The organism is Marinicella litoralis, assembly GCF_002591915.1.
Lineage (GTDB): Bacteria > Pseudomonadota > Gammaproteobacteria > Xanthomonadales > Marinicellaceae > Marinicella > Marinicella litoralis.
Map to the genome: position 1 here is coordinate 1,245,590 of NZ_NIHB01000001.1, position 15,738 is coordinate 1,261,327.

A 15,738-nucleotide genomic window follows, 5' to 3' on the forward strand; every position below is an offset into this window, starting at 1 on the left:
TTACCATTGCGTGGGCTGTTGGAGATTCTTCGATTCCGCCCTTAAAGGGCCTGCTTTTGGCTTCGCTGCACTCAGAATGACAGCGCCTTGTCGAACTGACCACCAGTTCTCTGCTGATTTAAACTTGTTGAGCTTTGAGCAAGGCTTTGATTTCATCCAGTTCTTGTTGGATTTCATCCAGTTGCGTCATTTTTTCTTCACTTTGTTCCAATAACATTTGCCTGTCATGGGCCGCGTTTTCTTTTTCCAATACACTGACCACAATGCCAATCACCATGTTCAAGAAAGCAAAAGCAGTGAAGAAAATAAAGGAAAGATAAAATGACCAACTCAAGGGGTATGTTTCCATGGTTTCATACATCACATCAGTCCAGTCTTCAAAAGTCATGACCCTGAATAAAGTCAACATACTGGTGGCAATATCACCCCATAATACAGGGTTGATGTCAGTGAAAAAGAAACTGCCGACAGCACCATATATGTAAAAGATGATGAACATCAACAACATCACATAAGACAGCTGAGGCATGGCTTTGAGTAGGGAGTTTATCAAAATACGTAACTCAGGCACGATTGAAATCATGCGCATGACCCGAAAGACCCTGACCAAACGACCCACCAACGCCATTTCTGAATCTTCAATGGGTATCAAACTGACCACTACGATTAAGGTATCAAAAATGTTCCAACCACTTTTGAAAAAATTCTTTTTGTCATCAGATGCAATGAATCGGATTGAGATTTCCAGTAGAAAAAATACAGTCACTGCAATGTCCATATATGTCAGGATGGAAATTACGGTTGCAGGTAAGTGATAAGTTTTGGCGCCAATCAACAAGGCTGATAGAATAATGACAGTGACCACTGACCATTCAAATATTTTGTTGTCGTGGATTTTTTTCAAGGTCAGTTTCATGGTCAAAAGCTAAGATTTAAAGGCTACATTTATTGGGGCTTTGGTCTCCATTACAAGCCAAAAATGGTCTTTAAAATCAAAAAAGCCAGTCACTTTGGACTGGCTTTTAAATCTGTGGATGGATTTTATTCAATGGGCATGATTGTGTTGTCCCTGGTGGCTGTGGGCTTGTGACAAATCATTGAATAATTGGGTGGTCATGCGTTCAGTGGTGATAAAGCCCCAGTTCCAGTCATCGTGGTATTTCGCCAATGGATTGGCTTCAAGCACAGCTTCTAAGGTCATGCCTTCTTTGATGTGCTTGTTGATGATCGCTTTGGCATCAATCAACATATCAACGGCCGCTTGTAACTCTTGTTTATTAGACAACGGACCGTGACCAGGGATGATGGTGGTTTCATCATTGGACAGGCTGATCATTTTCAATTGAGCATGAATAAAACCATCGACAGACCCTCCAGAGTCAATATCTATATATGGAAACAAGCCATTAAAAAAAGTATCACCGGCATGAATCACATTGGCTTGGCTGAAATGAATGATGGCATCACCATCGGTGTGAGCATTGGGTACATGAATTGCAGTGGCTGGTTGGTCGTTGAAATGAAAACTCATTTCATTTGAAAATGTCAACACAGGCAAAGCGGCTTTAGGAGCCGGAGCCATTCCATCTGACGTTTGTACACCCTTGTTGATCAAATGTTTTCTTAAGTTGTCATGAGCCACTATGTGCGTTCCAGCTTGGCCAAAGGGTTCGTTGTTGCCAGTGTGGTCGCCGTGAACGTGGGTATTGATAAGAAAATCGATGGGTTGGTCTGTCAGGCCTTTGATGGCTTGATTCAATATATCCAGAAAGGGCGGCATCGAATCGTCAATCAACACCACACCCTCAACACCAATCAACAAACCGATGTTGCCACCAGTAAATCCACCTTCACCAGCAAGCATATAAATACCCTTAGCGACTTCTGTGCTTTTATAGCTGACTTTGGGTTCATCTTTGGCGTGGCTGATGCCACTGACTAAAATGGCAGCCGTTAACAAGGTGCTTTTGATCTGCTTTATTTTCATCGATGTGTCCTCTTGTAATAAAATTAATACTATAATCATCATATGTCGTTACCAGATGAAGTTCAATCATGAATGTCAGAAAAGCCCAGTCAAAAGACCTGTCACAGTTGAGTGAATTGTTTGACGGATACCGTCAATTTTATCATCAGCCTGGGGACCTTGTCGCTGCCCGAAAATTTATATCTGACCGCTTGGCGAAAAATGAGTCGGTGATATTTGTGGTTGAAGCCAAAGCTCAGCTATTGGGTTTTACTCAATTGTTTCCGAGTTTTTCTTCGGTCAGCATGCAACGGCTTTGGGTGTTGAATGATTTGTTTGTGGCCGGCCATGCAAGAAAGCAGGGCGTTGCCGGCATGTTGATGGCGGCGGCCAAAAAATTTGCGGTGGAAACCAACAGCAAAGGCTTGATTCTTGAAACTGACCTTGATAATCTTGCCGCACAAAATTTGTATAACAAATTAGGTTACCAGTTACAAACCAGTACCCAACATTATTTTTTGCCCAATACCCATTGAATAAAAGGATCAGAAACCATGAAAAACCAATTGAAACGACTCAAAGATGGCAACCAACGGTTTGTCTCTGGGACCACCATACATGATATTGACTCAATCAGTTCACAACGCATTTCAGTGGTAAAAGCACAGGAACCTTTTGCAGTCATTTTGGGTTGTTCAGATTCTAGGGTGCCGGCAGAATTGGTGTTTGATCAAGGTTTGGGTGATTTGTTTGTTATCCGGGTGGCCGGTAATGTGGTGGCACCTTCTCAAATAGGCAGTGTGGAATTTGCGGTTTCAATGTTTGGCTCGCCATTGGTGGTTGTTTTGGGGCATTCCAATTGCGGCGCCATAGAAGCCACGATTGATGCGATGAAAAATCCAGACGAATCAACATCAATCAACATCCAATCAATCGTAAAAAGAATCAAACCTGCGATTGAACCATTGTTGTTAAACCATACATTGGACCAGGTGCGAACTGAAGATGCCGTCAAAGCCAATGTCCTCAAATCTGTGGCGCAATTAACCAGCTCTTCTGAAATTATTGAATCCAAAGTGGCTGATGGTCAACTGAACGTCATCGGTGCCTGTTATGACCTAAAAACGGGTGTGGTTGATTTTTACGACTGATTGAAAAATTGGTGCAAATGTTCGAAAGGGCCGGTGATTTCATAAGTGATTCCTTTTTTTCCATAATGGCCGGGTCCACGTTGTGAGTTGAAATACATGCGATTACCATCATCGGTGAAACTGACACCAGTGATTTCAGATTTGTCTTGGTTTTCAATTTGTAGCAATGGCACGGCCTGACCGTTTTCACTCAGCATCACGATTTGCATGTTGCCACCATCTTCACAAACATAAATGATGCCATTGTTATCAACCGTGATGTTATCAACACCTGATAGCACGGGGAATTGACTGGTCTTGAAATCATAAATGACTTTTATGATTTGTTGGTCTAAATCCAATGACCAGATGCGGTTATCGCCCTTGGTGGAAAAATAAACAAAACCTGCATAATACCAAATGCCTTCACCGCCATTAAAAATGGTGGATTGTTTGACTTGATAACGGGTTTCTAATTCTGGTTTTTTGGGGTTGGGCTGCGGCACGTCGTGCCAAACCAGTTTGGCTGTACCAGAAAAAACGTCACCTTTAACCTCGGCCACTTGTAATTGTCCTTTTTCATAGCTGGGGTATTTCGGCAAAACTGTGCGATAAAAACGCCCATTTTTTTCATCTTCAGTCAGATAAATGGCGCGGTTGACCGGGTCAACGGCACAAGCTTCATGTTCAAATGAGCCAAGGCAATGAATCGCTTGTGCCAAGTTGTTACCATAAGGGTCACATTCCCACATCAGGCCATAAGGAATTTCTTCACCAGAAATCCAAGTGTTCCAAGGGGTTTTACCTCCGGCACAGTTGTATAAAGTATTGTCCAATATGCGATAAGCATCAATCACCTCACCCTCGGCGTTGAACTTCAAGGCTCCCACACCGCCGGTTTTACTTTCTTCATTACAAGCATAAATCCAACCACCCAGGTTGTCTCGGCTGAAATCTTGGTAAACAGCTCCACCGTCGGGCTTTTCATGCCATCGGTATTTACTTTTGTCTGTCGGTGCGACCCCAGCGACTGCCACCACTCTGGATTTAAAGCCATAGGGTAATCTGATGCCTTGTTGATCGGCTGGCATCAAGTGCATGATTGAGGCTGCTTTGGATTGTGTTTGTCCATACGCTTTGGCCAGGCCAGGCAAAGTGGCTGACAAGGCTGAAATTTTAAGCAACTTGGTAACAAATTTTCTGCGGTCTGACATGGCTTTCTGCGGGTTGTGATGTTGGCAGTATTTTAATGTAAATGTGGGGTTGTTACATCGCTCATTGGTCACAATTAAATAAAATTTTGTAATATTTCATCACTCATTAAAAACCCTTGGTCTGTCAGGATCAATGCATCATCAGACATTTGATACCATTCAGCAGGGACCTGATCAATGAATTTTTGTTTCAGTGCATCGATCGACATGCCAGTTGTGGCTTGATAACGTTGCCAAGTGAGCGGTTGTTTGATGCGCAAGTGATTGAGTAAGAATTCAAACGGAATGGTTTGTTCATCCAGTACCCTGGTTTCCAGCAATCGTTTTTCTGAGGCGGCCGTGTTGAGGTAAATTTGTGGGTGCTTTTGTTTGACCTGTCTTTGGATTTGTCCATTGTGACCCATGGTGATTTTGCTGTGTGCGCCTGCACCAATACCCAAATAATCGCCGAACTGCCAATAGTTGAGGTTGTGCTCGCTTTGTTTGCCTGCTTTGGCATAAGCAGAGACTTCATATTGGGTATAACCATGTTGTTGTAAAATCTCTTGACCTTGCAAGTACATGTCATGCTGTAACTCCATGTCAGGTAAATTTTTCGGTGTTTTGACCGCGAACAAGGTATTGGCTTCAATGGTCAGTTGGTAGTATGAAAGGTGAGTGGGTTCCAGTTCAATCAAGCGCAACAAGTCTTCTTTGGCCGCTTGTAGGCTTTGATTGGGTAGACCAAACATCATGTCTAGATTGAAGTTGTTGTATCCTGATTTTTTTGCCAGTTGTACCGCTTTTATGGCTTGTTGACTGTTGTGGATGCGCTTGAGGCTGTTCAGTTGATGGTCATCCAATGATTGAATGCCAAATGAAAGGCGGTTGATCCCAGCCGCTAAATAACCAGAGAAATGATCAAATTCCTGACTGCCTGGATTCACTTCCATGGTGACTTCAGCATCGGGTCTGAGTGGTAACAAGGCGCGAACTTGTTGCATCAGATCCTGCATGGCTTTGGCGGAAAATAAACTGGGGGTGCCGCCGCCCATAAAAATGGTGTTGACAGTTCGGCCCCAAACTTGTGGTAAGTCTTGCTCCAAATCTGCTCGCAGGGCCGCTATGTATTGCTGTTCATTGAGCGGGTTCTTTAATTCATGTGAATTGAAATCACAGTAGGGGCATTTACTGACACACCAGGGAAAATGAATGTATAAACTGAGTTTGGGAGGAATGATCATGCTTGTCGATCAATGTTGTATTCATCAGCCAATAAGGGGCGCATGGATTCAATCGCTTTGCCACGGTGAGAGATGGCTTTTTTGACATCTTGTGACAGCTCAGCGGCTGTGCAATGATGTGTCGGCACATAGAAAATGGGGTCGTACCCAAAACCATTTTTACCCGAAGATTCGCTGGCAATGTGACCTTGCCACAAGCCTTTGGCAATGATTGGGTCAGGGTCTTGGTGGTGTCGCATAAACACCAAACAACAATAGAAATGAGCTGATTTGTCATCGGTCTCAAGCATGTTTTTGAGCAATAAATTCAAATTGTCCAGTGAGTCCGCTTGTTCACCCGCATATCGAGCTGAGCGAACCCCAGGTTGTCCATTCAAGGCAGGAACAATCAAACCGGAGTCATCAGCCAAAGCAGGCATGCCACTCAAGTAACTGGCATGACGGGCTTTGATGATGGCATTTTCCACAAAAGTGGTGCCTGTTTCAGCCACTGCGTACTCAGCAGTGTTGGGTTGTGGGATTAACTCAATGTTCAATGTGCTAAAAGCCGCATTGAATTCATGCAGTTTCCCTGCATTACCGCTGGCCAAGATGATCTTTTTGCTGCTCATGTTGTGTTATTCAGCCAGGGCATTGTTCTGAGCTTCAATCAATTCATTGATCCCTTTTTGCGCCAGATCCAATAAACTGTTCAACTCATCTCTACGGAATGCATGGCCTTCAGCAGTGCCTTGGACTTCAATAAAATGACCGCCGTCATTCATCACCACATTCATGTCGGTTTCGGCATTGGAATCTTCAGGATAATCCAAATCAAGCACAGGTTCATTTTTATAGATGCCTACTGAGACAGCAGCCACGGTGCCATGAATCGGGTTGTTTTTGATTTTACCGGCTTTCAACAGTGTGTTGACTGCATCACACATCGCCACATAGGCACCAGTGATGGAAGCCGTTCGGGTGCCGCCATCGGCTTGAATCACATCACAATCAACTGTGATGATGCGCTCTCCCAATGCTTTTAAGTCGACCACTGCGCGCAAAGAGCGAGCGATTAAACGCTGGATTTCAAGCGTGCGACCACCTTGCTTGCCTCTGGAAGCTTCGCGTCCCATGCGGGAATTGGTTGAACGGGGCAGCATGCCATACTCAGCCGTGACCCAGCCTTGGCCTTTGCCTCGCAACCACGCAGGGACTTTTTCCTCAATACTGGCATTACACAAAACCTTGGTGTTACCACAACTGATCAGCACCGAGCCCTCTGCGTGCATGGTGTAATTCCTTTCTATACTGACTGTTCTTAATTGGTCGTTGTTTCTTTTCGATGGTCTCATGAGGTGATTGGTTGTTTAAAAAAGCGTATTTTACCATTTGTGCTCAGCGGCCAGTTTAACAAAGTATTTTATTTATCAGATTAGAGGGCATTGTGCGCTTTGCTGTAACCAAGGCCGAGTCGTTGTCTGTTAAAAATGCCATGGGTTCATTTGGCGGATATCAATTCCCAAACCAAGTCTGAACAAATGCCTTGGTATTTTTGCGAACCCTTACATAATTTGATTCTATTGTGATTTGTTTCGATGCAATTGCCTGCGGCATTTGTTAAGATAATTACTTTATCAATATAAGAGGGTTCGTCATGTCTTGGATATTTTTAATTACGCTGATTACTTTGGGCTTGATTGCCGCTGCACAAAAAATGGGCGAATTGATTCCAGCCAGTAAACAATTAACTGATTTTCTTAAACAATCGGAAGGTTGGGTCGGTTTGGTTTCTATCTTTTTGGGTCTGTACTGGTTGGTCAGAATGTTGTGGTACATCAAGTTAATTAAATACGCCTTTTTGACTTGGTTTATTGCTGTGTTGGGTGCCTTGGTTATGTTGGCATTGGGCTTGGTTTTTGCCAATGCACAACTGCAAGAATGGACTAAATCCAATGAAGCTGTCAGTGGTCACTTGAATAAAATCCACGCCATGTTAGAGCCGAAAAAAGAGATTTTGGGCATAACTGCTTTGATCTTGGCCTTGATTTATTTGGGAAAAATGATCTGATTAACCACTGAATATGTTCAATTTTCAACCCGCCAGAGGTTTCAACTTCTGGCGGGTTTTTTTGTGTGTGAAAGTTAATTACAGGGTATGGAACCCAAGGGCTGGTTGGCATGGAGCCAAACACAAATTTCAAATATTTGTTGATTATAACATCCAATATCAGGCGCTAAAATAATGTGGTAAGCTGAAAGGCCTATGAAATTGAACCAGCAAAATGAGTCAAATTGTCACCATTGAACGGCACATCACAGCAGCAGAACTCAGCAAGGCATTGCAACAAGTTGAGGGTCTGTCTTTGGGTGAAGAGTATAGTTGGGGCATCACCATCGATTGTTCATTTGATTCAAATAGTTTGCTGACGTTCTCGAATGGTCATTTGACAGTCACCTCACCCAGCGATGAACTGTTTTTAAAGTGTGAAGTTTTGGCAAAATTATTAGGCGCTGAAGTGATTTTGGAAGATGAAGTCCCTTCGGTTCAGTTGGCTGATGCTTCACAGCAAGGTGTTGAAATTGTCTTGTTATGGCCGGTCTTGTTTGTGGTGCTGGTGTTGCTGTTGATTTGGAAATGGTGATTTGACCACGCAAAAAATTGGGCCTTTTGTCATCAGTTTAATTCAGTTGTCTCGCACCTAAATGAGCGCTTAGGTGCGAGCTAATAATCAATGGTCATTCACTGCCAATTTTCAATCACCGCCTTAAAGTGGCTTAAAAAATCATTGGTTTGGTAAGCGTCTAATGCCCTGTGGTCTATGGTTAGGCTGACATAACACATCGGTTTAATCACCATCATGTCTTGGCCATTGTGTTCTTCAACCACCACCCGTTTTTCCATTTTACCCAATCCCAAGATGGCTGATTGTGGTTGATTGATGATGATGGGCGTGGCCACCAAGGAACCTGAAACACCATGATTAGAAAGGGTGAAAGTACCGCCTTGGACTTCTTTTTGTGTCAGTTGATTGTTGCGGGCTTTGTCGGTTAATCGTGTGAGCTCTTGGGCAATTTGTATCAAGTTGAGGTTTTGGCATTGTTGAATCACCGGTACAATCAGGCCTTCATCACCCAATGCAGTACCAAATCCCAGGTTGACGTGCTTAAACACTTCTAAACCATGTTCATGGAATTGGCTGTTGATTTTTGGTTGGTGCTTGATGGCTTGAATTGCAGCGGCCATAAAATAGGCAGTGAAGGTCAGTTTGGCACCTTGCTGGGCAAATGCTTGCTTGTTGGATTTGCGGTGTTTGATGATGGCGCTCAAGTCTAAATCAAAGATTGAGGTTACATGCGGCGCAGTTTGTACACTGTGCTGCATGTGATCGGCAATGATTTTACGCATTTGGCTGTGAGGAATGATTTCGCTGCCAGCGGCTGTCGGGCTGATGGCTGCAGCATCGTATGTGGCATTTTGTGCCGCAGATTGATCCATGCTGCCAGATAAATAAGCATTCACGTCACGCGTAGTGATGCGATTGTTTTTGCCGGTACCGGTGATTTGACTGAGGTCGAATTGGTGTTGTTGGCGTAAACGCCGAACTGCTGGGCTTATGAAGGTAGAAGGAGGATCGGGTTGCCCAGCAGCCGGGTTTTTACGAGGTAAATCATTTGAAACATTTTTTGGAGTTTCTTCTGCCCTTATTTCTCGATCATTTTTTTGTTCGTTCGAGGGGTTGGACATTGCGGTTTCTAAAATAGTTCCCAAAATAATATTTTCTTCTGCAGGTTCACCTTCGCGGACAAAAATATCCTCTAAAACACCACTGACCGGCGCAATCACTTCCATCATCACCTTATCGGTTTCTAACTCAATGATGGGTTCGTTGATGGTCACATGTTCTCCTTTTCTTTTTAACCATTGTGCCACTGTGGCTTTGGTGCCTTCGGTTTGGTCTGCGGAGAGTTTGATTTCTACAATTGAGCTCATATTTGATCCAGCTCCATCAATCGTTGGGCGATGCTGTCAGGGTTGGGTAGCGCATGTTCCATTAATTTAGGATCATGCGGGTTACCAATATCGGCAGTGGCCAAGCGTTCAATCGGGGCATCTAAATAAAAGAAAGCCTCTTTGGCCAGTATCGCCGCAATCTCTGCGCCGAAGCCAGCTGACATGTTGTCTTCGTGGACAATCAGGCAGCGACCTGTTTTCTTCACTGACTGTAAAACCATGGCCTTGTCCCAAGGTCTTAAGGTTCGCAAATCGATCAAATCGGCTTGAATGCCCGTTTGTTCTATGGCTGTTTGGCACATATGTACCATGCCGCCCCAGCTGACCACAGTGACTCGATCACCGGAGAGTATTTTATTGCCTTGGCCGAAAGGAATGATGTATTGATCACCAGGATAGGGGCGCCTGGACCAGGCATGGTCGAGCATTTTGCGGTGTTCGAAAAATATAGTGGGGTTGTTGTTTCTTAAGGCATAACGCAACAAACCGACGGCGTCTTCGGCATTCGATGGCATCGCCACCTGCCAACCAATGGCATGGACCCATTTAACTTCAGCACATTGTGAATGCCATGGGTCACCACAACCAAAATAACCACCGGCCATGCGCACCACCATCGGTGCAGCAAATCGGTTGTTGGTGCGCCAACGCATCGAACCCGTTTCATTCAGTTGTTCTTCTGCCGGATCAGCATACTTGCGAAACTGTATTTCAGGAACCGGTAATAAACCTGCCAAAGCCAAGCCAATCGATCGACCAATGATGCCTTCTTCGGACAAACTGGTATCGAATACTTGGGCTTCACCATGTTTTTCTTGTAAGCCCAATGTGACGGCATGTACGCCTCCCTTGGCACCAACGTCTTCACCAAATACCAACATTTTGTTGTTGTGGCTTAATTCATAATCTAAGGTTTTACGAATGGCGGTGACCATATTGATGCGACCGGGTTCTGCAATCACTTCTTGTGAAGCCGGTGGAAAAGTGGGGTGAGCTAAATGAATACCACCTTGTTGCTGTAGAATCGGTGAACCCGTTTCATCAAATTCTTCAAAGGCATGGGTTTCCACTTGTGCGGGATCAGCGAATGGTTGTTGGTCTACCTTTAAATATGCCTGGTAGGCGTCATCCTTGGTTTGGGCTTCCAATTCATCCCATTGACTGGCTTTGATCAAGCCTTGACTCAGCATGAATTTTTTTAATTTGGGTAAAGGGTCGTGTTGTTTTTCAAATTGAATGCGTTCTTCACTTTTATAACTCTGTGTGTCTTGCGCAGAATGACCATTCAGGCGAGGCACAGTCAGGCGCAACAACACGGGGCTTCTTTCGTTGCGCACATGTTCATTGGCTTGACTGATCAACTCAGCCGATTCTTCTGGGTTGGTACCATCACCTGAGAGCAGTTTAATGCCTTTGAATGAAGCCAGGTTTTTAACAATGTTACCACCGGGTGTTTGGAAATGAGAGGGCACAGAAATACCGTAACCATTGTCTTCAATGTAGAACAACATCGGCAGTTGTAAGGTGGTTGCCATGGTCAATGAAGACCAAAAACCATTGGTGGCCACAGAGCCATCGCCACCCAAAACCAAGCCCATGGATTCATCCCAGGCAGAATCTTTTAAATGGGTGCGGTGGTATTCAATCGCTTGGGCCCATCCTGCAACTGGTGTGTATTGTGCACCCACCCCACCTGACATGGGTAACACACAGGCGCCGTCATGATTCGGTTGGTTGAACACCACGCCAATGTCTCTGCCATCTGAAAAGCCACCCTGTTTCATCATGGTGGCTTGTAAAAATTGTTCCAACTCAATCCCCATTGACAACAACAAAGGCCGTGAACGGTAATAGCCAGAAACCGCATCTTTTTGTTTGTTCAATATTTGTCCCAACATGATTTGTGCCATGTCATGTCCTCGTGCCGAGAACTGATACAACACTTTTTTCTGTTTGACCAAGTCAAACTCTTCTAAATCATCCAATGCACGAGAGGTCAAAATGGTTTTGGCAATGTGTTGCCAATCGAACGTGTGGCGCTGTTTTTCTGGATTCTTTATTAATTGCATGACAAAGCTCATTAATTGGGGTCAATTATTATCGACTATTCTGCATGAAAGGTGTTTTCGATATTTGCGGTTATTAGCCTCTTAGAGAATGTATATTTCTTGAAAAGTTATAATAAGTGGTATATGTTGCTGTATATGGATATATTTGATAAGAAGATTCTTAAAGCGTTGCAATCAGATGGACGCATCACCAACAAAGATTTGGCCGAACGGGTGTCCTTGTCTCAAGCACCTTGTTGGCGGCGGGTCGATGCTTTGGAAAAACAGGGTTTAATCAAGGGTTATACAGCCATTGTTGATCAGGAAATGTTGGGTTTAAGTTTGACTGCATTTGCCCAAATCACTCTAGACAACCACCACCAGAGTACGGTAGAAAAATTTGATCATGGTATCCAGCAATGGCCTGAAATTCTAGAATGTCACGCCACCAGTGGTGAATATGATTACTTGCTGAAAATTGTGACTCAGGACATGAACTCATACAACCAGTTGATCTATGAAAAAATATTGCGACTGCCTTCCATTCGATCGGTGAATACCAGTTTTTCCATGCAACAAAAGAAAAGAACTTCGCAATTACCCATCGGTGATTGATTGATATGCTGGTTGAACCAGTCATTTATTTGCCAAATCTGTAAGGTCAGTGGTTTTGCTTGGTCACTTTGAATCATTGGGTCTTATGCAGGCAAATACTGAATGCGTTTAGTTATTGTCATGCGACATTTAGGAGCAAGAGGCAACGATATCAAATGGGTCCCATCGCAGGAGTTTTGATTTCACCTGATTTATGTTTTAACTTAAAGGGTACGGATTTAAGCTTCAAACCATCGTTGACCTGAACCACAAAATGCAAGTGTGGGCCACTGGTGAATCCGGTGTTGCCAGATTGGGCAATTTTTTGCATTGCTTCAACGGCTTGTCCCCTTGCCACAACCACAGATTCGAGTTTTAGGTGGGCATAGACTGCCATGGAACCATCGTCATGCAGGATTCGAATGTAATTGCCTCTTTGTAATTTATTGGCATCGACACCGCCGTCATAAAAATCTTCAGCAATGTCCATCACCACACCACCTCTGGCTGCCAAAACATCACTGCCTACTGGCATCACAATATCAATGGCATGTTGGTTTTGTTCGCCATGGTGGCTGAATTCGCCATTAAAAGCTTGGCTGATGTAATAGTTTTTACTGCCAACAAAAGGCAACTTATAACTGTGACCATCATCATGGATGGCCATTGGATCTCCCAAAGTAGATGACAGGCTGTATTGGAATGACCAGGCCTGGTATTTGTCCAGGGGGGTGATGGTGCTGAGGTAGAGATCGCTGTTGGCGGGTACCACATACCTGGCAGGCCAGGGCGGGGTGGCAACTATGTTTGATTGTTGGGTGAACTTGATGACAAGTTCGACTGGGCCATGGTATGGGTTCACTGCATAATAGATGGGCGCTTGTTTGGTGCCCCGATTGATGACCTTGACTTCGTATTCTGTGTCTTCTGGTCTGACTTGCCAGGTGTCAAACGACACATCATCTTTGGGTGGCTTGTCTGAATAGTGGGTGATGCCATTTTCATCGACATGCTTGTAGTACTTTTTAGCAATGACTGGATCACTGCTGATGAGCAGGATGGTTAAAATCAAACCGGTTAAAAATGTTAACTTCATCACAGGAATTTAGCAAAAACCACAATAATTAGCAAGGCAGCTTAAAAATACTTGGCGGTTTTATAAATTTGTAATAATATGTATTTAATGTGTGCGTAGTGATAACAGTGACAGTAGGTATTTGACTACTGCTTGATATTAGACTTTTTTGATGAGGCACTAAGTACCATGTTTGAACATTCTATCGCTAAGCAATCCATAGACAGCATCCGCAACGATAAACTGAAACTACACCCCAATACAGAATTGACCGAAAGAATCAAGTTGTTGCAACGAGAAATGGTCAAACTGTCCTTTCAAAATGGTCGCAAAGACGACATCAATTTGATTGTTGATGAAATCAGCCGATTAAGGGGTATATTAAAAAAAGTGAAATAAGCCAAACTGAGACAACTGGATGCGCTTGTATTGAAAGCATCAGAAATATGGTGCCCAGGAGAGGACTTTTGAATATTGGTAAGATACTGATATGTAAGGGTAATGGTGAAGATTTTAGGATATGTGCCATCAAATATTCCAACATTGTCATTTCTAGATTTAAAAAAAATTGTGTTAAATTAAAAAAATACTAATACTAATACTATAACTAGTGAAATGATGAATGAAACAAATCAGATTGATTTAACAGAAAATTTTATGAAAAGTGATTCATGGGATGATTTTTTTGGTGAAATTAAAGATCAATATATTGGCTATAATGAAATATTAATTAAAGGTGTTAAGTTAGGTGATCCCCTGAGAATAAATGGAAAGTTGCTAACTGGGAAACAGATCAATGTTAGGTTTAGTGACTGTCACTTTAAATCAACAGTGAATTCAACAGAGAATAAAACATTAAATCTTATATTTGATAATGGTTGCACTTTTAAAGATGAGGTCGCAATTCTTACTAGAAATCAAGCTGGCATAAGTATCCAAGATTGTGAATTTTTTAAAAAGTTAAGCATTCATTCGCTTTCATCCACAGGTGATAGAAATCTTAATGATATTTTGCTCAAAGATTCAAAATTTCATGCAGGTATAATATTTGGTGACGGTGAGTATGATGGATTCATTATTTTAGAAAATTCAAAATTTTACCAAAAGTTGCCGGATTTTAGGTACTCTAGATTTTCAAGGAACTTGAATTTAAACAGCTTCTATTGTGATGAAAAGACAATAATAAATAAATTTTTGGAATCGCCTGATTACGATACGCCAGAGTTGGCTAGAGATTTGAAACTAAGGTGTGCTCAATCCAATGATCATGATAGAGAGCTCGATTTTTTTGCAATAGAGTCACGAACAAGAGCGGTTTTAAAAAAAGGCTATTACAAATTTGTTTCTGATTTATACAGTTTATTTTCAGATTATGGAAGGAGTATTTCAAAACCTTTGATTGGTATTTTAATTATATTTGGACTACTTCTTGTGATTAATTGTGGAACAGCACTATCAACTAAACAGCCAAAAGGTAAATACGTTGGCCATGCTTTTTTTGTTTCTGTAAATGACAGTTTACCATTTCCACTTGCGTTTAATAAAGATTCTATAAAGGCTTCGAATCAGGTTATATTTGAAAATGAGTATCCGCCTATGTCTTACCAATACGTTCGCCTATTTTTAGTTTCGATAAATTTGGTGCTATGGTTTTGTTTTTTGTTATCAATTCGAAATTTTTTAAAACTAAAGTAATTAAATATTAAGATGGCAAACATAATTATAGTATTAGACTGTTTGAAGGTGAAAATGTGATAAATCTATATGAAGATGTTGAGTTTAAACGAACAACAATTATTAAAGAGACATTAAAGTTACTAGATGATAGTGATAAAAGAAAGTTTATTGTATTAGCGTCGATTCATATTGAGTTGATTAACAAACATGTTGAATTTTTGAACAACAAACCTAGACATAATGACAGTTCACCTCAGAATGAATACAAAAGATATTTCTTTCAAAGAAGTTTTTTAGATTTGCTTAGCATAATTCATGAAGCAATAATATTTTTTGATAAATCTAAACTGAAGGTAAAAGGAAAAACTAACAAAGTTGATAAAGTTTACCAAAATATTAGGAATTGTATTGGATATCACTATCCATACGAGGAGAAAAATGACAAGTTGTTTGCTATTGCTTTTAATGTATATGCTTTGAATAAATCAAATCCATTTACAAATTATCATGCTTCAAACTCAAGTTTGTCAATCTTCACAGACTTTTCAGAAATAAAATGGAGAATTATATATTTGCTAATGAAAAACCCAAATTGGAATAATGAAATACTGAAAAATGGTAGTGTTGAGAATTTTGAAACACAGTTGAAAATGATTGAAGAAAAGCCTGATAGTTTCAACAATTGGTTTTCTCAAGTTTTAGATGATGTAGATAAATCTGCATTAGAGATATTGAAGATTTGTACTGAATCTATTGCTGATTTGCCAGTTAAGTACAAGTTAGAAGCTAGGTGAAAATTAGTTGTGGATTAGCTTAA

17 protein-coding genes are annotated in these 15,738 nt (G+C 42.0%); 8 read left to right on the forward strand and 9 right to left on the reverse strand.

What is annotated here, in order from left to right; translation table 11 throughout:
• Window positions 1–118: 118 nt before the first annotated feature.
• Together CCS90_RS05470 and CCS90_RS05475 are read right to left on the reverse strand one after the other, a co-directional pair.
• Window positions 119–916 carry an ion transporter gene (locus CCS90_RS05470; RefSeq protein ID WP_099018470.1) on the reverse strand — a complete coding sequence of 266 codons (798 nt, stop codon included), beginning with the start codon at window positions 914–916 and terminating at the stop codon, window positions 119–121.
• Window positions 917–1,045: 129 nt separating this feature from the next.
• Window positions 1,046–1,987 carry an MBL fold metallo-hydrolase gene (locus CCS90_RS05475; RefSeq protein WP_162846822.1) on the reverse strand — a complete coding sequence of 314 codons (942 nt, stop codon included), beginning with the start codon at window positions 1,985–1,987 and terminating at the stop codon, window positions 1,046–1,048.
• Between the two features lie 68 nt (window positions 1,988–2,055).
• On the opposite strand from CCS90_RS05475, the gene CCS90_RS05480 reads away from it, so the two are divergent.
• A complete protein-coding gene (locus CCS90_RS05480; protein WP_099018472.1) occupies window positions 2,056–2,502 on the forward strand; it encodes a GNAT family N-acetyltransferase in 447 nt (148 codons plus the stop codon).
• 18 nt (window positions 2,503–2,520) lie between these two features.
• Window positions 2,521–3,117 carry a carbonic anhydrase gene (locus CCS90_RS05485; RefSeq protein ID WP_099018473.1) on the forward strand — a complete coding sequence of 199 codons (597 nt, stop codon included), beginning with the start codon at window positions 2,521–2,523 and terminating at the stop codon, window positions 3,115–3,117.
• Here the strand turns inward: CCS90_RS05485 and CCS90_RS05490 are convergent.
• The 4 genes from CCS90_RS05490 to rph all read right to left on the reverse strand — a co-directional run bounded on the left by CCS90_RS05490 (window position 3,108) and on the right by rph (window position 6,867).
• Window positions 3,108–4,310: an alkaline phosphatase PhoX gene (locus CCS90_RS05490; protein WP_099018759.1), complete on the reverse strand. Its 1,203-nt coding sequence runs from the start codon at window positions 4,308–4,310 to the stop codon at window positions 3,108–3,110. The genes CCS90_RS05485 and CCS90_RS05490 overlap by 10 nt on opposite strands.
• A gap of 74 nt (window positions 4,311–4,384) precedes the next feature.
• On the reverse strand, window positions 4,385–5,533 hold the full coding sequence (gene hemW / locus CCS90_RS05495; RefSeq protein ID WP_099018474.1) for a radical SAM family heme chaperone HemW: 1,149 nt from the start codon (window positions 5,531–5,533) through the stop codon (window positions 4,385–4,387).
• Window positions 5,530–6,144: an RdgB/HAM1 family non-canonical purine NTP pyrophosphatase gene (gene rdgB / locus CCS90_RS05500; RefSeq protein WP_099018475.1), complete on the reverse strand. Its 615-nt coding sequence runs from the start codon at window positions 6,142–6,144 to the stop codon at window positions 5,530–5,532. The genes hemW and rdgB overlap by 4 nt, the downstream gene beginning before the upstream one ends.
• A gap of 6 nt (window positions 6,145–6,150) precedes the next feature.
• The gene (rph, locus tag CCS90_RS05505) at window positions 6,151–6,867 is read right to left on the reverse strand and encodes a ribonuclease PH (RefSeq protein ID WP_099018476.1); all 717 of its coding nucleotides are present in this window, start codon (window positions 6,865–6,867) and stop codon (window positions 6,151–6,153) included.
• 302 nt (window positions 6,868–7,169) lie between these two features.
• On the opposite strand from rph, the gene CCS90_RS05510 reads away from it, so the two are divergent.
• Together CCS90_RS05510 and CCS90_RS05515 are read left to right on the forward strand one after the other, a co-directional pair.
• Window positions 7,170–7,583, forward strand: a complete 414-nt coding sequence (locus CCS90_RS05510) for a hypothetical protein (protein WP_099018477.1) — start codon at window positions 7,170–7,172, stop codon at window positions 7,581–7,583.
• Between the two features lie 214 nt (window positions 7,584–7,797).
• On the forward strand, window positions 7,798–8,157 hold the full coding sequence (locus CCS90_RS05515; protein ID WP_099018478.1) for a hypothetical protein: 360 nt from the start codon (window positions 7,798–7,800) through the stop codon (window positions 8,155–8,157).
• A 98-nt stretch (window positions 8,158–8,255) separates the two neighbouring features.
• Here CCS90_RS05515 and CCS90_RS05520 read toward each other — a convergent pair whose 3' ends face one another.
• Together CCS90_RS05520 and CCS90_RS05525 are read right to left on the reverse strand one after the other, a co-directional pair.
• On the reverse strand, window positions 8,256–9,506 hold the full coding sequence (locus CCS90_RS05520; RefSeq protein WP_099018479.1) for a dihydrolipoamide acetyltransferase family protein: 1,251 nt from the start codon (window positions 9,504–9,506) through the stop codon (window positions 8,256–8,258).
• Entirely contained in the window at window positions 9,503–11,596 is a 2,094-nt protein-coding gene (locus CCS90_RS05525; protein WP_246027014.1) for an alpha-ketoacid dehydrogenase subunit alpha/beta, read from the reverse strand. The genes CCS90_RS05520 and CCS90_RS05525 overlap by 4 nt, the downstream gene beginning before the upstream one ends.
• A gap of 99 nt (window positions 11,597–11,695) precedes the next feature.
• Here CCS90_RS05525 and CCS90_RS05530 point away from each other — a divergent pair, with 99 nt between their 5' ends.
• Window positions 11,696–12,190: an Lrp/AsnC family transcriptional regulator gene (locus CCS90_RS05530; protein ID WP_246027015.1), complete on the forward strand. Its 495-nt coding sequence runs from the start codon at window positions 11,696–11,698 to the stop codon at window positions 12,188–12,190.
• A gap of 151 nt (window positions 12,191–12,341) precedes the next feature.
• Here CCS90_RS05530 and CCS90_RS05535 read toward each other — a convergent pair whose 3' ends face one another.
• A complete protein-coding gene (locus tag CCS90_RS05535) occupies window positions 12,342–13,265 on the reverse strand; it encodes a peptidoglycan DD-metalloendopeptidase family protein (RefSeq protein WP_099018481.1) in 924 nt (307 codons plus the stop codon).
• Window positions 13,266–13,433: 168 nt separating this feature from the next.
• Here CCS90_RS05535 and CCS90_RS05540 point away from each other — a divergent pair, with 168 nt between their 5' ends.
• The 3 genes from CCS90_RS05540 to CCS90_RS05550 all read left to right on the forward strand — a co-directional run bounded on the left by CCS90_RS05540 (window position 13,434) and on the right by CCS90_RS05550 (window position 15,715).
• Window positions 13,434–13,643: a hypothetical protein gene (locus CCS90_RS05540; protein WP_099018482.1), complete on the forward strand. Its 210-nt coding sequence runs from the start codon at window positions 13,434–13,436 to the stop codon at window positions 13,641–13,643.
• Window positions 13,644–13,862: 219 nt separating this feature from the next.
• Complete coding sequence (locus CCS90_RS05545; protein WP_099018483.1) at window positions 13,863–14,939, forward strand: hypothetical protein; 1,077 nt, start codon at window positions 13,863–13,865, stop codon at window positions 14,937–14,939.
• A 56-nt stretch (window positions 14,940–14,995) separates the two neighbouring features.
• Entirely contained in the window at window positions 14,996–15,715 is a 720-nt protein-coding gene (locus CCS90_RS05550; RefSeq protein WP_099018484.1) for a hypothetical protein, read from the forward strand.
• The last annotated feature ends 23 nt before the right edge of the window (window positions 15,716–15,738 follow it).